The 20,660-nt window shown below is 63.0% G+C and carries 17 protein-coding genes; 6 read left to right on the plus strand and 11 right to left on the minus strand.

Features of this window, described 5'->3' with window-relative positions; genetic code table 11:
• Positions 1 to 14 precede the first annotated feature (14 nt).
• Both artP and J0F90_RS08250 read right to left on the minus strand, forming a co-directional pair.
• Positions 15 to 743 (minus strand): arginine ABC transporter ATP-binding protein ArtP, encoded by a 729-nt coding sequence (artP, locus tag J0F90_RS08245; protein WP_016928352.1) that lies wholly within the window; start codon positions 741 to 743, stop codon positions 15 to 17.
• 262 nt (positions 744 to 1,005) lie between these two features.
• Positions 1,006 to 1,548 (minus strand): lipoprotein, encoded by a 543-nt coding sequence (locus J0F90_RS08250; protein ID WP_033640830.1) that lies wholly within the window; start codon positions 1,546 to 1,548, stop codon positions 1,006 to 1,008.
• A 159-nt stretch (positions 1,549 to 1,707) separates the two neighbouring features.
• Between J0F90_RS08250 and J0F90_RS08255 the strand changes: the two genes are divergently transcribed.
• Complete coding sequence (locus J0F90_RS08255) at positions 1,708 to 2,031, plus strand: heavy metal-binding domain-containing protein (RefSeq protein ID WP_004928400.1); 324 nt, start codon at positions 1,708 to 1,710, stop codon at positions 2,029 to 2,031.
• 49 nt (positions 2,032 to 2,080) lie between these two features.
• Here the strand turns inward: J0F90_RS08255 and J0F90_RS08260 are convergent, their stop codons facing one another.
• A complete protein-coding gene (locus tag J0F90_RS08260) occupies positions 2,081 to 3,562 on the minus strand; it encodes a DUF3300 domain-containing protein (RefSeq protein WP_033640829.1) in 1,482 nt (493 codons plus the stop codon).
• A 187-nt stretch (positions 3,563 to 3,749) separates the two neighbouring features.
• Here J0F90_RS08260 and J0F90_RS08265 point away from each other — a divergent pair, with 187 nt between their 5' ends.
• Positions 3,750 to 4,586, plus strand: coding sequence for an N-acetylmuramoyl-L-alanine amidase (locus J0F90_RS08265; protein ID WP_016928349.1), 837 nt, complete (start codon positions 3,750 to 3,752; stop codon positions 4,584 to 4,586).
• On the opposite strand, the gene J0F90_RS08270 is transcribed toward J0F90_RS08265, so the two are convergent.
• Together J0F90_RS08270 and J0F90_RS08275 are read right to left on the minus strand one after the other, a co-directional pair.
• Entirely contained in the window at positions 4,587 to 5,597 is a 1,011-nt protein-coding gene (locus J0F90_RS08270) for an NAD-dependent epimerase/dehydratase family protein (RefSeq protein ID WP_004928393.1), read from the minus strand. It abuts the gene before it with no gap.
• 158 nt (positions 5,598 to 5,755) lie between these two features.
• Positions 5,756 to 7,195, minus strand: a complete 1,440-nt coding sequence (locus tag J0F90_RS08275; protein WP_033640828.1) for a DUF2867 domain-containing protein — start codon at positions 7,193 to 7,195, stop codon at positions 5,756 to 5,758.
• 150 nt (positions 7,196 to 7,345) lie between these two features.
• On the opposite strand from J0F90_RS08275, the gene J0F90_RS08280 reads away from it, so the two are divergent.
• Positions 7,346 to 7,693, plus strand: a complete 348-nt coding sequence (locus tag J0F90_RS08280; RefSeq protein ID WP_033640827.1) for a DUF1294 domain-containing protein — start codon at positions 7,346 to 7,348, stop codon at positions 7,691 to 7,693.
• Positions 7,694 to 7,722: 29 nt separating this feature from the next.
• On the opposite strand, the gene ltaE is transcribed toward J0F90_RS08280, so the two are convergent.
• The 5 genes from ltaE to J0F90_RS08305 form a co-directional block, all read right to left on the minus strand.
• The gene (gene ltaE / locus J0F90_RS08285) at positions 7,723 to 8,739 is read right to left on the minus strand and encodes a low-specificity L-threonine aldolase (protein ID WP_016928343.1); all 1,017 of its coding nucleotides are present in this window, start codon (positions 8,737 to 8,739) and stop codon (positions 7,723 to 7,725) included.
• 75 nt (positions 8,740 to 8,814) lie between these two features.
• Positions 8,815 to 10,536, minus strand: coding sequence for a ubiquinone-dependent pyruvate dehydrogenase (gene poxB, locus J0F90_RS08290; RefSeq protein ID WP_016928342.1), 1,722 nt, complete (start codon positions 10,534 to 10,536; stop codon positions 8,815 to 8,817).
• Positions 10,537 to 10,734: 198 nt separating this feature from the next.
• A complete protein-coding gene (gene hcr, locus J0F90_RS08295; RefSeq protein WP_033640826.1) occupies positions 10,735 to 11,736 on the minus strand; it encodes an NADH oxidoreductase in 1,002 nt (333 codons plus the stop codon).
• A gap of 56 nt (positions 11,737 to 11,792) precedes the next feature.
• Entirely contained in the window at positions 11,793 to 13,442 is a 1,650-nt protein-coding gene (gene hcp, locus J0F90_RS08300) for a hydroxylamine reductase (protein WP_033640825.1), read from the minus strand.
• 180 nt (positions 13,443 to 13,622) lie between these two features.
• On the minus strand, positions 13,623 to 14,519 hold the full coding sequence (locus tag J0F90_RS08305) for a LysO family transporter (protein ID WP_004928363.1): 897 nt from the start codon (positions 14,517 to 14,519) through the stop codon (positions 13,623 to 13,625).
• Positions 14,520 to 14,706: 187 nt separating this feature from the next.
• Between J0F90_RS08305 and J0F90_RS08310 the strand changes: the two genes are divergently transcribed.
• Positions 14,707 to 16,365, plus strand: a complete 1,659-nt coding sequence (locus J0F90_RS08310) for an ATP-dependent endonuclease (protein ID WP_033640824.1) — start codon at positions 14,707 to 14,709, stop codon at positions 16,363 to 16,365.
• 14 nt (positions 16,366 to 16,379) lie between these two features.
• Here the strand turns inward: J0F90_RS08310 and J0F90_RS08315 are convergent, their stop codons facing one another.
• Positions 16,380 to 17,333 (minus strand): VirK/YbjX family protein, encoded by a 954-nt coding sequence (locus J0F90_RS08315; RefSeq protein WP_016928337.1) that lies wholly within the window; start codon positions 17,331 to 17,333, stop codon positions 16,380 to 16,382.
• A 242-nt stretch (positions 17,334 to 17,575) separates the two neighbouring features.
• Here J0F90_RS08315 and macA point away from each other — a divergent pair, with 242 nt between their 5' ends.
• Together macA and macB are read left to right on the plus strand one after the other, a co-directional pair.
• Entirely contained in the window at positions 17,576 to 18,643 is a 1,068-nt protein-coding gene (macA, locus tag J0F90_RS08320; protein ID WP_016928336.1) for a macrolide transporter subunit MacA, read from the plus strand.
• Positions 18,643 to 20,589, plus strand: a complete 1,947-nt coding sequence (gene macB, locus J0F90_RS08325; protein WP_033640823.1) for a macrolide ABC transporter ATP-binding protein/permease MacB — start codon at positions 18,643 to 18,645, stop codon at positions 20,587 to 20,589. The genes macA and macB overlap by 1 nt, the downstream gene beginning before the upstream one ends.
• Positions 20,590 to 20,660 lie beyond the last annotated feature (71 nt).

Here is a 20,660-nt window from a genome sequence, read left to right on the forward strand (position 1 = left end):
CAGCAAGTTAATTGTTAGTGTGATAAGTAGTTGGCAAACTCGGTGGTCCGTGGCTGCGCAAAGTGGCTGCTGTCGCCTTGCTCCACCACGTGGCCGTTTTCCATGTACACCACGCGGCTGGCGGTCTTGCGCGCCACTTCCACTTCGTGGGTGACGATCACCTGCGTGATGCCGGTGCCGGCCAGTTCGCGAATGATGCTGACGATCTGAGCGGTGATTTCCGGATCCAGCGCCGCGGTCGGTTCATCGAACAGCAGCACCTGAGGTTCCATCATCAGGGCGCGGGCGATCGCCACGCGCTGCTGCTGGCCGCCGGAAAGGTGCAGCGGGAAGCGATCGGCGAAGTCGGTCAGGCGCAGACGCTTGAGCAGCTTGTCGGCGCGCTCCATCGCCTGAGCCTTGGTCAGACCCAGCACGCGGCAAGGCGCCTCGATCAGGTTCTGAACCACGGTGAGGTGAGGCCACAGGTTGTATTGCTGGAAGACCATGCCGACGTTTTGACGCAGCTCGCGAATGGCTTTCTCGCCCGGCGCCTGTTTGAAGTCGAATTGGTTGCCGGCGATCTGCAGTTGGCCCGAACGCGGCATTTCCAGCAGGTTCAGCACCCGCAGCAATGAGCTTTTCCCGGCGCCGCTTGGGCCAAGCAGCACCAGGGTTTCCCCGGCTGGACAATCCAGCGTGATGTCAAACAGCGCCTGGTGAGCGCCGTAATAGCAATTGATACCGTTAAGTTGAATACTCATGCGCCAGAATTGAATAGACATTGATGCCGCAAATGTTAACTTCCACAGAATACTTATGCAATCTTTGTGCGTTAAAATTTATGAGTGTGCGGCGGGACAGTAAAAGATTAGCACAAGATACCGCGACTCAAGCCGAGGGAGGGGATTTGTGGCGCAGGCTGTGATATCGGTAGCGAAATTTTTTCTATTGGACGAAATTTGAGCGGCGGCGGACAGCGGGGATGACCGACGCGGCAAGCCCGCGTCGGCCGGGGAAGGCGGGTTACTGGTTTTCCAGCACCTGGCGCACGCTGCCGTTGGTGGCGTGCGCTGGAACATTCAGGTAGCGAATATCATCAACCACCCAGCAGGTGCCTTCGCGCACCATCAGCACTTCGTCTTGCCAGTTCACGGTGCTGTTGGCGTCTTTCTGGTAGCTCAGATCAACGCGCAGCGGGATGTTCTTCGCATCGGTGTTAGGAATGGTCGAGGCGCTGGCGACGGAGGCGTTGCTTGGCCCTTGCGCATTGCCGGAGAACAGATCGCCGGTTATCCGGTGCTTGCCCGGGTTTTGAGCGGCGCTGGCCAGATCCTGATACAGCACTTTGCTCAGATAGGGCTGCAGCTGCGCCAGGCGGTTGCTGTCCGGCAGGCCGGCGCCCTGCTGGATGCGCAGGTCATAGAACTTTTGCGCGACCGTATCCGGGCCGCCTTCCACACAGCTGCCGCTGCGGGTGCCGATATCCTTGTATGCCGGTTCCACCGTGGTACAGGCACTCAGCAACAGCGCTAAGGGTAAAACAGCCGCAATCGTTTTTGTTTTCATCTTATTACCTTATGTGAAAGTCTCTACCATGAAGACCGATAGCTTACAGTATAAATGCGTTTTTTGGCCTTGCATTCGTACTGCGTGCCATTGATTAAGCGAACATAACGCCAATCTTCTGGTCATAGATACGTTGAATTAATCAAACAAGGAATTCTGATGCAGCTTTCAACTACCCCGACCCTGGAAGGGTTCACCATTACCGAATACTGCGGCGTCGTCACCGGCGAAGCGATCCTCGGCGCCAACATTTTTCGTGATTTCTTCGCCGGCGTGCGCGATATCGTCGGCGGCCGCTCGGGCGCTTATGAGAAAGAGTTGCGCAAGGCGCGCTTGATTGCGTTCGAAGAGCTAGAAGATCAGGCAAAAGAGCTGGGCGCCAACGCGGTGGTCGGCATTGATATCGATTATGAAACCGTTGGCAAAGACGGCAGCATGCTGATGGTGACCGTCAGCGGCACCGCGGTGAAAGTCAGCCGCTAACGCCATTCTCCGCGCCCCGGCCGTTTCGCCGGGGCGACATCCTGTAGGTTCATCCCACCTTGTGCTGCTCGACGATCGGGCGGTGTTCCTGCGGTTTCACCGGCGCCGGCGCTTGGCGATGCGGCATCGGCTGAACGGACGGCTGGTGGATCTGCGGCGCCGGGGCAGGATGCGGCATGATGCGCGCTTGCGGCACAGGTGCCGGGCGCACTAACGCCGGATGCAGCGTTGCGGCCGGTTCGCGCGCCCCCGGCTGAACGACGTGCGGCACTATCTGAACCTGGGGGTGCACGGCGGATGGATGCACCGGCGCAGCATGCACGGCCATCGGCTCCTGCGCGTGGGGCGCCGCCGGCGCGGTATGCGTGAACGTCGGCATGCTCCTCGGCTGTTGCACATGGGGCGCGTTGACCGACTGTTGCACGTGCGGCGCGGCCGCTACCGGCTGGCTGTGCGCAAAGGTCGGCAGGGTCATCGGCGCATGGGCCGCAGGCGCGACACGCGGCTGCGCGTTAGGCGTCTGCGGGTTGAAATGTGGCGTCGGCGCGGCGGTCGTATTGTTGTAGTTATTCACTGTATGGATGCTGCGATTCACATTGTTCACGTTGTTATATTGGTTGATGTTGGTGACGCGATTCACCACGGTGGTGGAATGCGATACGTAGGGCGCATCGCGATAGACCACCGGTTGGCGTCGATCGTCCCAGCGCATATCCCAGTTGTGCCAGCCGCTGTTGTGCTGGTTGAACAATGAGGCGACCGCAATGCCGACACCGAAGCTGATCACGCCGGCCGCCAACATGTCGCCGCCGCTGTAGCCCGAAGGTTGATACCGATAGCTCGGATAAGCTGGGACCGGCGTGCCGTAGGCCACCCAGGGATCGTAATGCGGGACGTAAACCGTATCCGGCTGGCTGGGTTCGATGACGATGGTTTCGCCCGGCGCCGCCACCACGCGCTGGCGATAGGGCTGCCGCTCAACGTAACGGGTGGTGGGAGCCACGACGATGCGCTGCTGCGGGGTGTTTTTCAGCGTGCCTTGGCTGGCCGCCCGTTGACGCATCACCTGAATGGCGTTCATCACGTCGGTGGGATCGTTCAGGGAGGCGCTGCCCAGGGCGGTGGTCCAGGGGATGTTTTTCGCCATTTGATCGAGCACGTCGGGGAATTGCACCAGGCCGCGCACGCTGGGATCCCAAGGCTGAGTGTCGGCCGCTGAGCTGAGCGCCGCCGGTTGCAACCCGCGGTTTTGCGCCAGCCAGGCATCCGCGGCGCTGATTTGGTCAGGATAACCCGCGCCGGCCAACACCTGCGCCAGCAGCTTGTCGGGGAACAGCGCCACCGGGCTGACCAACTGGTACAGCTGGTCGGCGGTCAGCGGCGTATAGGCCGGCGCGCTCACATTGGCGGCGGATGCAGCCGAGGGCGGTGCGCTTGCGCCCATCGCGTCAGCGACTTTTTGCCGATCGCAGCCGCTGAGCGGCAGCATGGCGGCACAGAGCAACCAGGACAGATAGCGTGGCGTGAACATGTTCGACTCCGCTCTTTCGGCGCAGATGATACTTTGAGACTATCATGGGCGGGAAAGGCCGCCAGTCGGGAGCAACACTCGCTTGCACATCGGCGTTGTCTGTCATTATTTCTCGACGAACGTGATGATTGGATACAGGTCAATCGCGTCGCGTTACATCTCTCACGGACGCCAATCAGGAGGATAAGTGAAAATTTGGCCAGGGATCATCGCCGCCGCGCTGTTGGCGGGGTGCCAAAATCCGCAGCAGGACACGCTCGTCGATCGCGGCGCTTACCAGCTCGAGACGCTGCACCAGGCGCAGGGCGCCGATCGGCGCATTCGCTTTCTGGTGATGCACTATACGGCGGAAGACTTTCATTCATCGCTGAAAACGCTGACCGATGAACACGTCAGCGCGCACTACCTGTTGCCGGCGCATCCGCAGCGCGAACACGGCAAACCGACGGTGTACCGGCTGGTGCCGGAAGCGATGCGCGCCTGGCATGCCGGCGCCAGCGCCTGGCGCGGCCGCAGCAACCTCAACGACACCTCGATCGGTATCGAAATCGTCAACAAGGGGTTCACCCGCAGCATGCTGTTCACCCATTGGCAGCCTTATACGGCGGAGCAGATCGCCGTGCTGATCCCGCTGAGCCGCGACATCATCCAACGCTATGGCATCCAGCCGCAGGACGTGGTGGGGCACAGCGACATCGCGCCGCAGCGCAAACAGGATCCCGGCCCGCTGTTCCCCTGGCGGCAGCTGGCGCAGGCCGGCATCGGCGCCTGGCCGGACGAACGAGACGTGCAGCGTTTGCTGGCGGGGCGCGATCGCCATGCGCCGGTGCCGATGACGCCGCTGCTCGATAAGCTGGCGCGTTACGGCTACGCGGTTGATGCGTCATGGGATGCGCGGCAGCAGCGCAATGTGCTGGCGGCGTTTCAGATGCATTTCCGGCCCGACGATGTGCGCGGTGAGCCGGATGCAGAGAGTGAGGCGATTATCGATGCGCTGCTGGTGAAGTACGGCGCGTGGCGTTGATTACAGGCCGTGCAGTTTGCCGTGATCTTTCAGCCAGCGGGCGGTGCGCGCGATGCCTTCTTCCAGCGAGACGATCGGCTGATAGCCCAGCTCTTGCTGCGCGCGGGTGGTATCGAGCGTGAGGTCGAAGTTGAGTTTGGCGACGCCGTAGTGGGTCAACACCGGCTCCTTTTCGCTTTTGCTGCCCAGGCGCTCCATGCCGCGCGCCATCATGTCGAGCATCGGGTAGGGGACGGAGCGGATGCGGCACTTCATGCCCAAATCGTCGATCAGCTGCTGCACCACGGTGCGAAGCGGACGCGGCTGCTGGTTGGTGATGTTGTAGGCGCGGCCGGACGGCGTGTCTTCTTTTAGCGTCGCCAGCCACATGGCGTGCACCGCGTTCTCCAGATAGGTCATGTCCACCATCGCCGCGCCGCCGCGCGGCAGCAGCAGGTTGCCGTAGCGTTTGATCATTTGCAGCAGCCGCGGCAGCATCACCTTGTCGTGCGGCCCGAACAATCCCTGCGGGCGCAGAATGGTGAAATGGGTCTGCGGATTGGACAGCGCCAACTGCTGGATCACTTGCTCGCCGGCGGCCTTGCTGCGCGCGAACTCATTGGCGTAGCGCTGCGGGCGGAAGTCTTCGGTTACGTTGCGGTGATGGTGGTAATCAAAATAGATCGCCGGGGAAGAGATGTGAATGAACTGCGCCACGCCATAGGCCGCCGCCCATTCGCCGAGGCGGCGGGTGGCGCGGACGTTGGCCAGTTCGAAGGCTTCTTCGGTGCCCCAGGGCGAGGTAAAGCTGGAACAGTGCCACAGCACGTCGACGTCCGCCAGCATCGCCTTGGCCTGCGAAGAGATCAGGTTGGTGAGATCGGCATGAATGAACTCCGCGCCCATTTTTTCCAGCAGGCCGCCCATCGCCTGGTTACGGCCAGTGGCGCGCACTTTGATGCCCTGGCGGCGCAGATATTCAACGGCGTTACGGCCTAACCCACTGGTGGCACCGGTGACCAATACCTTCATAACGGACTCTATTCTCACCCAAAATCGGAATACCGGCGGGCGCTTGCGGCGCTCCCAGCAAATAAGATGCCATTCTTCCGTGATTTCGTGCGCTATGCAATCGGAAAGCCCCGAAGCACAGCGGCAAACTGTGCGGTTGATCGACAAATGAACGGCATTCAGCGCTGTTGGCGGTCCAGGTTCTCGGCCAGTGTCGCGATGCGCTTCGCCATGCCGCGAAAAATGAACAGGTGTGCGGGCATCATGGCGAACCAATACAGCAGCCCACTGAAGCCGGCCGGATGCCACCAGGCGCGCACGTCCAGCGTGCGGCGATCGCCGCGATCGGTAATGGTGAAGCTCAACCGCCCCAGCCCTGGCGCCTTCATGCCGAACAGCAGCGCCAGTTGCCGCAGCGGTTTCAGCGTGATGACTTTCCAGCCGTCGATTTCGTCACCCAGCGCCAGGGTCGTGCGCGCCGGGCGGCCATAGACCACGCCGTTGCCGATCATGTCGTCCATGCGGGCGCGGACCCGCCACAGGATATTGGCGTAGAAATAGCCTTCTTCACCTCCCAGTTGCTGCACCGTTTGCCACAGCGCCTGGCTGCTGGCGGCGGTATTCAGCGCGCAACCGGCCTGTTTCGGGTAGTAGCCGTAGCCGGGGCGCCAGCGGGCCCGCGCCGCCGGATCGTAGCCCCAGTCGGCGGAATCGACCACCTCCAGTTCGCGCTGCAGCGTGGCGGTGACCGCCTGATCAAAAGTGTGCAGACGCTGCGGGATCAAGGCTTGCAGCGGCCGGCCGTCGGCGGGCAGATCGTGCTTCAGGCCCTGGATCAGCGCGCGCGCGATCGGCGTCGGCACCGAGGTGATCAGGCTGATGAACCACACTGAAATCAGTCGCGTCGGCAAGGGGATCGGGATCAGCCAGCGCCGCTTGCCGCTGATGGCGATAAAGCGTTTGAACATATCCTGATAGCTGAGGTATTCAGGCCCGGCGACGTCGAAGATGCGGTGTTCCTCCGCCGGGTGCGCCAGCAGATCGGCAAGGTAAACCAGCAGGTTCTCCAGCGCCACCGGCGAGGACTTCGAGCGCACCCAGCGCGGCGGCGTCAGCACCGGCAGGTTATAGACCATGTCGCGCATCACTTCGAACGCCGCCGAACCGGGGCCGACGATGATGCCGGCGCGCAGCTCGGTCACCGGCACACCGCTCTGGCGCAGGATCTCGCCGGTCAGGCGGCGGGCCGCCAGGTGCGGCGAACTGTCGTCGTTCGGCTGCAGCGCGCCGAGAAAGATCACCTGTTTGACGCCGGCATTGCGCAGCGCGTCGCGCAGGTTTTCCGCCGCCTGGCGTTCCTTCTCGATAAAGTCGTCGCCGTCGCCCATCGCGTGCACCAGATAGTAAAGCGTATCGATTTCCCACAGCGCCGCGCTCAGAGTTTCCGGGCGGTGCAGATCGACATACAGGCAGTTGACCTGCGGCCAGTTCTGCGCCTGCAGCCACTCGATGCGCCGTGCGGCGGCGGTAATCTGGTGCCCCTGTTCGATCAGGTGCGGGATCAGGTTCTGGCCTATATAGCCGCTGGCTCCAAGAACCAGTACGCGTTGGGGTGTCATCGGGCCGCCTTGTGCGGTAGAGGATTGGCAGAACGACAGGATGCCAAATTCAGGGTTTAAATGCACATTTTGTATGGGTATAAGTCGGTTGCATCCATCCTGACGCAGGTTCACACTACGCGCCCCTTATCGCACGAAAAACCGGATGCCATGAAGCTCAATGTGATTTGTTACGCCCTGCTGGGTCTGGCGCTGATCGCCAGTTTGTTCTCGCCGCATCCGGTGTGGATGTGGTTGTTGCTGGCCAACCTGCTGACGTTTCTGATCTACGGCGGCGATAAGCTGGCGGCGCGCAAAGGGTGGCGACGGGTGCCGGAGGCGACGCTGTTGCTGTTCGGCGCGCTGGGCGGCTGGTTGGGCGCGCTGCTGGCGCAGCAGCTGTTTCGCCACAAAACCCAGAAGCAACCGTTTAAAACCTGGTTCATCCTCAGCGTGGCGCTCAATCTGGCGGCGGTGCTGGGGCTGTGGTACTGGGTTTACGGCCGCTGGATCTTCTGATTGCGGGGCGCGGCCTGCGCCCCTGGCGATCAGGCGTGCTGCTGAAGAAACTCCCGCCACAGTTCGACCACCCGCTGCAGATCCTGACGGCTGACGTCGAGGTGGGTCAGAATGCGCGTCAGCGGGCCACTGCTGATCAGCACGCCGCGTTCGCGCATCCACGGACCGAATTTGGCCGCCAGCGCCGGCGGTTGGCGCAGGTACAGCACGTTGGTCTGCGCGCCGGGAGCGGCGATCTCCACGCCGATCTGCCGCAGCTGTTGCTCCAGCCAGACCGCGTTGTCATGGTCTTCGCGCAGCCGCGCAACGTTATGCTCCAGCGCGTATAGACCGGCCGCCGCCAGGATGCCGGCCTGACGCAGCCCGCCGCCGGTCATCTTGCGCCAGCGCAGCGCGCGCTGAATGAAGGCCTCGCTGCCGCACAGCAGCGATCCGACCGGCGCGCCCAGTCCTTTTGACAGGCAAATGGTGAAGGTGTCGCAGTATTGCACGATCTCTTTCAGCGGCAGGTTCAGCGCCACGGCGGCGTTAAAGATGCGCGCGCCGTCGATATGCAGCGCCAGCTGCCGCTCGCGGGTAAACTGCCACGCCTGCTGCAGGTAGGCCTGCGGCAGGACTCGGCCGCTGATGGTGTTTTCCAGGCTCAGCAGCCGGGTGCGGGCGAAGTGGATATCGTCGGGTTTGATGGCGGCGGCGAGCTTGTCCAGCGGCAGCGTGCCGTCGGCGTCGGCCTCGATCGGCTGCGGCTGAATGCTGCCCAGCACCGCTGCGCCGCCGGCTTCGTATTTGTAGTTGTGCGCCTGCTGGCCGACCAGGTATTCATCGCCGCGCTGGCAGTGGCTCAGCAGCGCCACCAGGTTGGCCTGGGTGCCGCTGGGCAGAAACAATGCCGCTTCTTTGCCTGACAGGCGCACCGCCTCGGCCTCCAGCGCGTTGACCGTCGGGTCATCGCCGTAGACGTCGTCGCCGACCTCTGCCTGAGCCATCGCCTGGCGCATGGCGGCGCTGGGGCGGGTAACGGTGTCGCTGCGTAGATCGATAAGCATAGGGTTCCTGGAATATAAGGGAGAGGAAAAGGGTACATGGCATCATATACCCTTTATTTCACCGGGGCAGCTTGCTTAGCGCAGCCAGTTGGTTTTCGCCAGCTCGACCACTTCGTCGCCGCGGCCGTTGATAATGGCGCGCAGCATGTACAGGCTGAAGCCTTTCGCCTGTTCGAACTTGATCTGCGGCGGCATCGCCAGCTCTTGCTTGGCGGTGACCACATCCAGCAGCGCCGGGCCGGGGTGCGCCAACATCTCCTGCAGCGCGCCGTCCAGATCGGAGGCTTTTTCCACGCGGATGCCCTTGATGCCGGCGGCGTTGGCGATCGCCGCGAAGTCCGGATTATGCAGATCGGTGCCGTCGGTCAGGTAGCCGCCTGCCTTCATCTCCATCGCCACGAACCCCAGCACGCTGTTGTTGAACACCACGATTTTCACCGGCAATTTGAGCTGCGCCAGCGACAGGAAGTCCCCCATCAGCATGGTGAAGCCGCCGTCGCCGCACATGGCGATCACCTGTTTATCCGGCGCGGTGGCCTGAGCGCCGATCGCCTGCGGCATGGCGTTGGCCATCGAACCGTGGTTGAACGAACCGAGCAGGCGGCGCTTGCCGTTCATTTTCACGTAGCGGGCGGCCCACACCGTCGGCGTGCCGACGTCGCAGGTGAAGATGGCGTCGTCGCTGGCATAGTGGCTGAGCTGCTGCGCCAGATACTGCGGGTGGATCGGCTGGTCGTCGTTGGCGGTCGCCAGCCCGTCGAGATCCTTGCGCGCGTTGCGATAATGCTCCAGCGCCTTGTCGAGGAACGCCCGGTCGCGCTTGGGCTCCAGCTGCGGCAGCAGGGCGGTGAGGGTGGTGTGGATATCGCCCACCAGCGCCATATTGACCGGGCAGTGCGCGCCGATGCTGCCGGGGTTGATGTCGATCTGAATGATGTTGGCGTTGGTGGGGTAGAACGCGCGATAGGGGAACTGGGTGCCGAGCAGCACCAGCGTGTCGGCGTTCATCATCGCGTGGTAGCCGGAAGAGAAACCGATCAGCCCGGTCATGCCGACGCTGTAGGGGTTATCCCACTCGATATGTTCTTTGCCGCGCAGCGCGTGCACCACCGGCGCTTGCAGCAGCTCGGCCAGCTTGACCACTTCATCGTGCGCGCCAGCGCAGCCGCTGCCGCACATCAGGGTGATGTTCTTCGCCTTGTTCAGCGTTTCCGCCAGCTTGTTCAACTCGCTCATCGGCGGCTGCACCAGCGGCAGCGCCGGGGTATGCCAGGTCAGCGTCGCGTCTTCCGGCGCCATGCGCAGCGCCACGTCGCCCGGCAAGACGACCACCGAGACGCCGCGATTGAGGATCGCCTTGCGCATGGCGATCTCCAGTACGCGCGGCAGCTGTTCCGGGTTGGAGACCAGTTCGCAATAGTGGCTGCATTCGCGGAACAGCTCCTGCGGATGGGTTTCTTGGAAGTAGCCGCTGCCGATTTCGCTGGAAGGGATGTGTGCGGCGATCGCCAGCACCGGCACATGGTTGCGGTGGCAGTCGAACAGGCCGTTGATCAGGTGCAGGTTGCCGGGGCCGCAGGAACCGGCGCACACCGCCAACTGGCCGGTGAGCTGGGCTTCGGCGCCGGCGGCGAAGGCGGCCACCTCTTCATGGCGGGTGCCCAGCCATTCGATGGTGCCCATGCGGTGCAGGCTGTCGCTGAGGCCGTTGAGCGAATCGCCGGTCACGCCCCAAATGCGTTTTACGCCGGCTTGATCCAGCGTTTTGGCGATCAGTGTGGCTACGGTTTGCTTCATGGTTCCCCCAAACATGGTTTGAAAAACGATGTGGACTCGATCCGGTGAGTGGCAGCAGAACAACTGCAAGCATAGCTTACCGGCTGTGGACGAGATGCGGTCAGGAAGGGTAAAGAGCGTAGGACGGGGAAAAGTGTAACCGGGCTGGCCACGGGGAACTTGCCGATAAATGCCCCATCGCGGCGATGGGGCTAGGGATCACGCCAGCGTGACGTCGCCCTTTAGCTGGCAACTGCAGGCCAGCACGTAGCCCTGCGCGATTTCTTCCGCGCTCAACGTCATGGTGCTGGTGGTGGTGTAGTCGCCCTCGAGGAGGCGGGTTTTGCACGAGCCGCACACCCCGGCGCGGCAGGCGGCGTTGACCGGCAGGGCATTGGCCTCCATCGCCGCCAGCAGGGTGCTGCCGACCGGCACGCGGAATTCGCGCAGCGGGCGGGCGGCGCGCAGCGTCAGCCCTTCGGTGGCATCGGCCTGCGCCGTCGGCGTGTGGAACTGCTCCTTATGGAAACGCTCGGCCGGCACGCCGAGCCGGCGACACAGCTGCTCCACGTGGTCCATGTAGGGCGCGGGGCCGCAGGTCATCACCGTGCGTTCGGCGATATCCGGCGCGGCCTGCCGCAGCGTCTGTTCATCGATGCGGCCGCTGAGGTAGCCGAGTTGCAGATCCTGCTCGGCCATCAGTGTCAGGCGCAGCTGCGGATGGGCGGCGCACAGCGCGCGCCACTGATCGGCGAAAATCGTGTCGGCGGGTGTGCGCACGTTAACGATCGCGGCGATATCACAGGTTGGACGGTTGGCGGTCAGCCAGCGGCACATCGAGACGATCGGCGTCACGCCGCAGCCGGCCGCCAGCATCAGATAACGATCGGCCGGGTGGCGCTCACAGCTGAATTCGCCCTGCGCGTCGGACAGCCACAGCGTGTTGCCGGGCTTGACCTCTTGCGTCAGCCAGCGCGACCCGACGCCGTCCGGCAGGCAACGCACGCTGATGCTGAGAAAGCGGCTCTGGCCAGGCGAGGAGGAGAGCGTATAGGCGCGCAGCGTCTCCTCGCTGTTGCGGATGCTGACCAGCGCGAACTGGCCGGCCTGGTAAGGATAGAAAACGTCGCAGATCAGGTTCAGCGTCCAGACGTCGGCGGTTTCACGCTGGATGGAATGCACCTGCATGCGGTTCGGGCAAAGCGGAGTGGGTTGAGTCATCGGGGCACCTCAAAAAACACAGGGGCCGGCGCAGGCGGCCCCATAACGTAATGGCATCAGGCGAGCAGCGCTGCGATATCCTGCTCGACGGTGGTGATCGGACGCAGGCCGAATTTCTCGTTGAGGATCGCCATCAGATTGTCGGTCAGGAAGCCCGGCGCGGTCGGGCCGGTGACGATGTTTTTCACCCCCAGCGACAGCAGCGTCAGCAGAATGACGATCGCCTTCTGTTCAAACCACGACAGCACCAGACTGAGCGGCAGCTCGTTGACGCTGCAGCCGAGCGTGTCCGCCAGCTTGACCGCCAGCATGATGGCGGAGTAGGCGTCGTTGCACTGGCCGACGTCCAGCAGGCGCGGCAACCCCTCCAGCGTGCCGAAGTCCAGCTTGTTGAAACGGTACTTGCCGCAGGCCAGCGTCATGATCAGGCAGTCTTGCGGCACGCTGCGGGCGAAGTCGGTGAAGTAGCTGCGCTCGTCGCGGCTGCCGTCGCAGCCGCCGACCAGGAAGACGTGGCGCAGTTTTTTCTGCGACACCAGATCGATCACCGTATCGGCGGCGTTCAGCAGCGTCTGGCGGCCGAAGCCGACGGTGATCAGGTGCTCGATCTCGGTATAAGGGAAACCGTTCATGCCCTGGGCCTGGCGGATCACGGCGCCGAAGTCGTCGCCTTCCAGATGGTTGACGCCCGGCCAGCCGACGATGCTGCGGGTCCAGATGCGATCGCCGTAGTTGCCGACGTTAGGATCGATGATGCAGTTGGAGGTCATCACGATCGGGCCGGGGAATTTGGCGAATTCCGTCTGCTGGTTCTGCCAGCCGCTGCCGTAGTTGCCCACCAGATGCTTGAATTTTTTCAGTTCCGGATAGCCGTGCGCCGGCAGCATTTCACCGTGGGTGTAGACGTTGACGTTTTGTCCTTCGGTTTGCTCGAGCAGCATGCGCAGATCTTTCAGATCGTGCCCGGAGATCAGGATGGCTTTCCCGGCCACCGGGCGCACGTTGACCGCGCTGGGCTGCGGATCGCCGTAGGCCTGGGTTTCACCGCGATCGAGGATCGCCATCACGTTGAAGTTCATCTTGCCGATGCCCATGGCGTTGTTCAGCAGGGTGTCGACGTCGCGCGGCCGGGTGCCGAGCCAGGCCATAAAGGCGTGGTAGTCGGCATAGAGTTGCTCGTCGAACTGGCCGAGCACGTGCGCGTGTTCCATATAGGCCGCCGCGCCTTTCAGGCCATACAGGCACAGCAGGCGCAAACCGTGTACGTCGTCGCCGACCTCGGCCTTGTCGCTGTTGAGGGCAAACTGCGCCGCCTGTTGCAGCAGCGCAGGCATATCGTCACCGGCCAGCTGCAGGGCCGCCATCGGGTGATCGACGCGCACGCCGGCATCCAGCAACCGGCAACGGGCGGTCAGCGAGTCGCGCAGCAGCAGAGTTTCCCGCGCGTAGCCGATGATGCGCTGGGAATCGAAGTTGACGTTGGTCAGGGTGGAGAAGAAGGCGCGCGGGGCGAAGCTGTCGATCTCGTGGTCGACGATGCCCAGCGAACGCGCCTGCAGCGCCCAGGCGGAGAGGCCCTGCAGCGCCGCCACCAGCAGATCCTGCAGGTCGGAGGTTTCCGCCGTTTTGCCGCACATGCCCTGAGCATACGCGCAGCCGTTGCCTGCCGGGGTACGGATGGTTTGTTCACATTGCACACAGAACATAGTCGCTTCCTTTTATTTTAAAGTTGCATTTGTAATGCTTGTTTAAAAGCATAGATCGGCGATCGGGGTTGCAAAAGGCTTTTGTGCGACTACTGCGGGCAAGTTTGATTTAGCGCAATTTTGCCGTGCGGATGGGAATTATTACGCTTTGGGGGCCGGGCGGCCCCCCAGGGGAAAGGATCAGGAGAACAGGGCGATCAGCACCGGCGCCAGCAGGCTCAGCAGGAAGCCGTGGACGATGGCGGGGGGCACCATGTCCAGCCCGCCGCTGCGCTGCAGCACCGGCAGGGTGAAGTCCATCGAGGTGGCGCCGCACAGGCCGAGGGCGGTGGAGCGGCTGCGGCGCACCAGCGTCGGGATCAGCATGATCGCCACCAGCTCGCGCGCCAGATCGTTGAAGAACGCGGCGCTGCCCATCACCGGGCCATAGGCGTCGGTGATCAGAATGCCGGACAGCGAGTACCAGCCGAAGCCGGAGGCCATCGCCAGCCCGGCCTTGACCGGCAACCCCAGCAGCTGCGCCGCCAGCGCGCCGCCGGCCAGCGACGCGACGGTCACCACCAACGCCACCAGCGTGCCGCGGCGGTTGAGCACGATCTGGCGCAGCGTCATGCCGCTGTTGCGCAGCTGAATGCCGACCAGCAACAGCAGGAAGATCAGCGCATATTCGCTGCCTTTATGGGCGAACTGCAGCCATTGCCACTGCGTCAGGCCGAGCAGGAAGCCGCCGAGCACCACGCCGCACAGCTTGAGCGACTCCAGCGCCATGTGCACGCGCGAAGGCAGCTTTTCCTGTTTATGGCTGCTGCGCCACGGCATGCGCCGCTCCAGCAGCGCCAGCAACAGCAGATTGGCGCAGAGAATGCAGAAGAAGAACACCGCGCTGTACTGGAAGATCAGCACCAGATTGCTGCTGAGATCTTCCATAAACGCCAGGCTGATGCCCATGAAAAACAGGATCACGTACACCATCCAGCTGAGCAGCCGGTTGATCAGCACCAGCAGCGGGCGATGGCGTAAGGGAATGAGGTAACCGACAATCAGCGGTAACAGAATAATCAACAGTCCTGAGTACATGGTGCAGCTTGTGTCCTTGAGTTTTGAGGCGCGCCGAACGGCGGCGAGGAGCACACGCTAACCAAAAGCCCGGCCGGAGTAAAGCGGCAGATTTGACGCTGGCCGCTTGACCTGCAAGGGGTTTTTTGACCATGCTCTGTGAAGGTCGCCTCATTGAAGAGGCGACGGCGCGCACGGGAGGCGGCGGATGTTCTTGGAGCGTATCGAAATTGTAGGTTTTCGCGGCATTAATCGGCTGTCGCTGATGCTGGACGACAACACGCTGTTGCTCGGCGAAAACGCCTGGGGTAAATCCAGCCTGCTGGATGCGCTGACGCTGCTGCTGGCGCCGGAGCAGAAGCTGTATCGGTTTGAAGCGCACGATTTCCATTTCCCCCCCGGTGAAGAGTCAGCCAAAGAGCGCCACCTGCAGGTGGTGTTCACCTTCTGCGAAAAAGACATCGGCCATGCGCACCTGCCGCGCTATCGCCACCTGACGCCGCTGTGGGTCAAGGGCGAAGATGGCCTGAGCCGCATTCATTACCGCTGCGAGGGCGAGCTGGCCGACGACGGCACGGTGTGCACCTGGCGCGGTTTTCTCGACGCCGACGGCAACGCCTTTCAACTGCACCATATCGAACAACTGGCCCACGCCATTATCCGCATTCATCCGGTATTGCGCCTGCGCGACGCGCGCTTTATTCGTCGCCTGCGCCCCAGCAGCCTCGGCGATGAACGCAAACCCGATACCCAGGCGCTGGCGCAGCAGTTGGATCAGCTGACGCGCGAGCTGGTGCGCAATCCACAGAAGCTGACCAACGGTGAGCTGCGCCAGGGGCTGGCGGCGATGCAGCAGCTGCTGGAGCACTATTTCGCCGAGCAGAGTTCGCAGGTGACGCGGCCGCGCCGCCGCGGCGGTGAACCGGAGCAGGACGCCTGGCGCGCGCTGGACGGCATCAACCGCATGGTGGCCGAGCCGAACAGCCGCAGCATGCGCCTGATCCTGCTGGGCATGTTTTCCACCCTGCTGCAGGCCAAGGGCGACGTCAAGCTGGATCCCCATGCCCGGCCGCTGTTGCTGGTGGAGGACCCGGAAACTCGCCTGCACCCGATCATGCTGTCGGTGGCCTGGGGGCTGCTCAATCAGCTGCCGCTGCAGCGCATCACCACCACCAACTCCAGCGAACTGGTGTCGCTGGTGCCGGTGGAGCACGTCTGCCGGCTGGTGCGCGAGTCGGGGCGGGTTGCGACCTACCGTCTCGGGCCACGCGGGCTGAGCGCCGAAGACGGGCGGCGCATCGCGTTTCACATCCGTTTCAACCGGCCGTCGTCGCTGTTCGCCCGCTGCTGGCTGCTGGTGGAAGGCGAGACCGAAGTGTGGCTGCTGAACGAGCTGGCGCGCCAGTGCGGCTATCATTTCGAGGCGGAAGGGGTGAGGGTCATCGAATTCGCCCAGTGCGGCCTGAAGCCGCTGCTGCGCTTCGCCCGCCGCATGGGCATCGAGTGGCATGCGCTGGTGGACGGCGACGAGGCAGGCAAAAAGTACGCCAACACCGTGCGCAGCCTGCTGGACAATCATGAAGACAACGAACGCGATCGGCTGACCGCGCTGCCGGCGCCGGACATGGAACACTTCATGTTCCGTGAAGGGTTCGCCCCGGTCTATCACCGAATGGCGTCGGTGCCGATCAACGCGCAGATGCCGGTGCGCAAGGTGATCCTGAAAGCGGTTCATCACTCGTCGAAACCGGATCTGGCGATTGAGGTCGCTATGCAGGCCGGCGAATGGGGCACGGACTCGGTGCCGCCGCTGCTGAAGAAAATGTTCTCACGGGTAATCTGGCTGGCGCGCGGCCGGGCGGACTGACAGCCCGCCGGGCGTCATCGGGCGCAGAAATGCGCCGCCAATTCCTGTTCCAGCGCGTCCAGCAGCTGATAGCGACGGCGATACTCGGCGCGCTTCTTGCTGGCAATCTCTTCGATAGGTTTGCGGGCGATGCGCTCGGGCAGCAGGAAATAGCCGCTGTCGAGCGGTTTGGCGCCCATCGACAGCCAGAACTGATCGTAATCGGCGTGCAGTTGGCCCTTCTTCTTACTCTGGTAACGCCAGTTTTGATAGATATGGGTGGCATTGCCGACGGCTACGATCTGGCGGATGCCGAGATGCCGCGCCAGCGTGCAAATGCCTTCCAGCACCAGCCGTTTAGGGAACAGACCGTGACACTCCTTGGTGGTGTGCTGGATCTCGGCGTGCGGCACCTCATGGTTCGCGCCCTGCAGGCCGCCGATGAACAGCGTCGGTTGCTGCTGATAATGCATCAGCGCAAAGGTGATTTCCGCCAGCATCACGCCGTTGGCGTTGCGCAGCAGCAGCGTGGCTTCCCCTTCCTTATTCAGTTTGTCGATCGCCGCCAGTTCCAGCGCGATCGGCGCTTCGTTTTTGCCCATCGCGCGGGCCAGCACGAAAGGCTGTGGGCCGAGGTGGCCGAGACGCATCTTCAGCGGCATGCGCTGCACGATGAGATCGTAATGATCGCGCAGGGCGAACAGGCATTCGATCTTGCTCATGTTGGCCGCCAGGTAGGGGCGATGCAGCTTGCACGGCAGGTTCGGCTGCGCGCTCAGGATCTCCTCCCGCAGCGGGTTGCTGGCCAGGGTGCTGAGCAGGCCGCTGGTGGTGCGCCAGTTGAGCAGCGAACGGCCGAGAAACTTCAGGCGAAACGAGGTTTTTTTCCAGGCGTTGCTCGGTGCCTTTTCGCCATTGATCAGCGCCGTCATCAGTTGCCAGCCGTTAAGCGGCCGGGCGGAGGCGAGTGGGTAGCTGAGCTGTGACATGATGAAATCCTTGGCTGTGTTGAATGGCGTTATTTCATCAAGGTTTCACTAAACGGGAGTTCAATGCTGAACTGTAACCAGACGTGTCTCCACATTGTGTTGAGCTAAGGTTTAGTTATTCCCTACGTTGCATGCTAATTTAGCTCCGCCGCCGCAATGGGCGGTTGATATTCACAAGCACAGGCAGGTCCATTTTGACAGGGTTTAAAGGACATAAACGCCGCTGGATACTCGTTCTGGCGGTGATTGCGGCGATTGCCGCGGCGGCCGTTTGGCACTTCCGCCATCCGGCGCCGACCGATTTCAAAACGGTGAAGGTCACCAAGCGCGATCTGCAGCAGAACGTGTTGGCGACCGGCCAGCTGGACGCGGTGCGCAAGGTTGACGTCGGCGCGCAGGTCAGCGGGCAGTTGGAAAAACTGTATGTCGAGATCGGCGACAAGGTGAAAAAAGGCCAGTTGCTGGGGGTTATCGATCCGCAACAGGCGCAGAACAGCATCCGCGAAGGCGAGGCGACGCTGCGCGAACTGCATGCGCAACTGCTGCAGGCGCAGGCCGAACAGCAACTGGCGGCGGTCACGCTGCAGCGCAACCAGGCGCTGGCTAGGCTGCAGGCGGTGTCGCGTCAGGATCTGGATCAGGCGGCGACGCAGTTGGCGGTGAAGAAGGCGCAGGTGGGCACCATCAATGCGCAGATCGCGCGGAATCAGGCCAGCCTGGACACCGCCAAGATCAACCTGGCCTACACCCGCATCGAAGCGCCGATGGATGGCGACGTGGTGCAGATCACCACGCTGCAGGGCCAGACGGTGATCGCGGCGCAGCAGGCGCCGAACATTCTGACGCTGGCGGATCTCGGCACCATGCTGGTGAAGGCGCAGGTGTCGGAGGCCGACGTCATTAACCTCAAGCCAGGTCAGAAGGCCTGGTTCACGGTGCTTGGCGATCCGACCCGGCGCTTCGACGGCGTGCTGAAAGACATTCAGCCGACGCCGGAAAAGGTCAACAACGCCATCTTCTATTATGCGCGTTTCGAAGTGCCCAACCCGGAAAGGCTGCTGCGCTTGCAAATGACGGCGCAGGTGCATATTCAGCTGGCCGGCGTCCAGCAGGCGCTGGTGATCCCGCTGGCGGCGCTGGGCGATCAGATCGCCGACAATCGCTACCACGTCTCGGTGTTGAAACAGGGCAAGGAAGAGAAGCGCGAGGTGGCCATCGGCCTGCGCAACAATATCGACGTGCAGATCCTCCGCGGGCTTGAGGCGGGCGATGAGGTGATCGTCAGCCGCGGCGGCGTGGAGGCCGGCTGATGGCGGCGCTGTTGCAGCTGAGCGGCATTCGCCGCAGCTACCGTTCCGGCGAGCAAACGGTCGAGGTGCTGAAGGGGATCAGTCTGAGCATCGACGCCGGTGAAATGGTGGCGATCATGGGGGCTTCCGGCTCCGGCAAATCGACGCTGATGAACATTCTCGGCTGTCTGGACAAGCCGAGCGCCGGCGTGTATCGGGTGGCCGGGCAAGATGTGGCGACGCTGAGCGACGATGCGCTGGCGCAGCTGCGGCGCGAGCATTTCGGCTTTATCTTTCAACGCTACCATCTGCTGCCGCACCTGAGCGCGGCGCACAACGTCGAGGTGCCGGCGGTGTACGCCGGGCTGGGCAAAGCGGCGCGGCGCGAACGGGCGGAGGCGCTGTTGCGGCGGTTGGGGCTGGGGGAGCGCGTCAACTATCGGCCGAGCCAGCTTTCCGGCGGCCAGCAGCAGCGCGTCAGTATCGCCCGCGCGTTGATGAACGGCGGGCAGGTGATCCTGGCGGATGAGCCGACCGGCGCGCTGGACAGCCACTCCGGCGAAGAGGTGATGGCGATCCTTAAACAGCTGTGCGCCCAGGGGCACACGGTGATCCTGGTGACTCACGATCCGGCGGTGGCGCGCCAGGCGGAGCGAATCATCGAGATCCGCGACGGCGAGATCATCGCCGACTCGCGCCCGGCGCCGCCGGAGGATACCCAGGCCAAGCCGCTGGCGCTGGCCGCAACGGCGCCTTCCTGGCGGCAGATGGGCGGCCGTTTCCGCGAGGCGCTGATCATGGCCTGGCGCGCGATGGCGGCCAACAAGATGCGCACCGCGCTGACCATGCTCGGCATCATTATCGGCATTGCCTCGGTGGTGTCGATCCTGGTGATCGGCGACGCCGCCAAGCAGATGGTGCTGGCGGACATCAAATCCATCGGCACCAATACCGTCGATATCTATCCCGGCAAGGATTTCGGCGACGACGATCCGACCTATCGGCAATCGTTGAAATACGGCGATCTCGACGCGCTGCGCGAACAGCCGTACATCAGCGCGCTGTCGCCGAGCATCAGCAGCAGCATGCGGCTGCGCTTGGGCAACGTCGATGCGGCGGCCAACGTCAACGGCGTCAGCGAGCAGTTCTTCCGCGTGTACGGCATGAGCTTTACCCAAGGCGTCGGCATCGATCCGATGCAGGTACAGTCGCAGGCGCAGACGGTGGTGATTGACGCCAATACCCAACGGCGGCTGTTCCCGCACCAGAAGAACGTGGTGGGGGAAGTTATCCTGGTGGGCAACATGCCGGCGACGGTGGTCGGCGTGGCCAAGGAGAAGCAGTCGATGTTCGGCAGCAGCAAGACGCTGAACGTGTGGGTGCCGTACAGCACCATGGCCAACCGGCTGATGGGCAACAGCTATTTCGACTCGATCACCGTGCGCATCCGCGACGGTTACGACAGCAAGGAAGCGGAGCAGCAACTGTCGCGCCTGTTGACGCTGCGCCACGGTAAAAAGGACTTCTTCACCTATAACATGGACAGCCTGGTGCAAACCGCGGAGAAAACCACCCGCACGCTGCAGCTGTTCCTGACGCTGGTGGCGGTGATCTCACTGGTGGTCGGCGGCATCGGCGTGATGAACATCATGCTGGTGTCGGTAACCGAGCGCACGCGCGAGATCGGCATCCGCATGGCGGTGGGCGCGCGTTCCGGCGACGTGCTGCAGCAGTTCCTGATCGAGGCGGTATTGGTCTGCCTGGTGGGGGGCGCGCTGGGGATTACGCTGTCGTTCGCCATCGGCCTGGCGGTGCAGTTGGTGTTGCCGGGTTGGCAGATCAGTTTCCCGCCGGCGGCGTTGCTGAGCGCGTTTCTCTGTTCTACCGGCATCGGCGTGGTGTTCGGCTATCTGCCGGCGCGCAATGCCGCGCGACTGAATCCGATCGATGCGCTGGCGCGCGAGTAAGTAAAGGGCATAAAAAATGCCAGTCACACGGCGGCTGGCATTTTTATCGCAGTCAGGGGCAAGGCAGCGCG

The organism is Serratia marcescens subsp. marcescens ATCC 13880, from assembly GCF_017299535.1.
GTDB classification, from domain to species: Bacteria; Pseudomonadota; Gammaproteobacteria; order Enterobacterales; family Enterobacteriaceae; genus Serratia; species Serratia marcescens.

Bases quoted from the DNA above. Each gene is read 5' to 3' on its own strand.
- ltaE (WP_016928343.1), bottom strand. From the start codon at position 8,739: ATGCTTATCGATCTACGCAGCGACACCGTTACCCGCCCCAGCGCCGCC.
- poxB (WP_016928342.1), bottom strand. From the start codon at position 10,536: ATGAAGCAAACCGTAGCCACACTGATCGCCAAAACGCTGGATCAAGCC.
- J0F90_RS08315 (WP_016928337.1), bottom strand. From the start codon at position 17,333: ATGTCACAGCTCAGCTACCCACTCGCCTCCGCCCGGCCGCTTAACGGC.
- hcp (WP_033640825.1), bottom strand. From the start codon at position 13,442: ATGTTCTGTGTGCAATGTGAACAAACCATCCGTACCCCGGCAGGCAAC.
- J0F90_RS08280 (WP_033640827.1), top strand. From the start codon at position 7,346: ATGAAGCTCAATGTGATTTGTTACGCCCTGCTGGGTCTGGCGCTGATC.
- J0F90_RS08305 (WP_004928363.1), bottom strand. From the start codon at position 14,519: ATGTACTCAGGACTGTTGATTATTCTGTTACCGCTGATTGTCGGTTAC.
- J0F90_RS08255 (WP_004928400.1), top strand. From the start codon at position 1,708: ATGCAGCTTTCAACTACCCCGACCCTGGAAGGGTTCACCATTACCGAA.
- J0F90_RS08270 (WP_004928393.1), bottom strand. From the start codon at position 5,597: ATGAAGGTATTGGTCACCGGTGCCACCAGTGGGTTAGGCCGTAACGCC.
- artP (WP_016928352.1), bottom strand. From the start codon at position 743: ATGAGTATTCAACTTAACGGTATCAATTGCTATTACGGCGCTCACCAG.
- J0F90_RS08310 (WP_033640824.1), top strand. From the start codon at position 14,707: ATGTTCTTGGAGCGTATCGAAATTGTAGGTTTTCGCGGCATTAATCGG.
- J0F90_RS08250 (WP_033640830.1), bottom strand. From the start codon at position 1,548: ATGAAAACAAAAACGATTGCGGCTGTTTTACCCTTAGCGCTGTTGCTG.
- J0F90_RS08275 (WP_033640828.1), bottom strand. From the start codon at position 7,195: ATGACACCCCAACGCGTACTGGTTCTTGGAGCCAGCGGCTATATAGGC.
- hcr (WP_033640826.1), bottom strand. From the start codon at position 11,736: ATGACTCAACCCACTCCGCTTTGCCCGAACCGCATGCAGGTGCATTCC.
- macB (WP_033640823.1), top strand. From the start codon at position 18,643: ATGGCGGCGCTGTTGCAGCTGAGCGGCATTCGCCGCAGCTACCGTTCC.
- J0F90_RS08260 (WP_033640829.1), bottom strand. From the start codon at position 3,562: ATGTTCACGCCACGCTATCTGTCCTGGTTGCTCTGTGCCGCCATGCTG.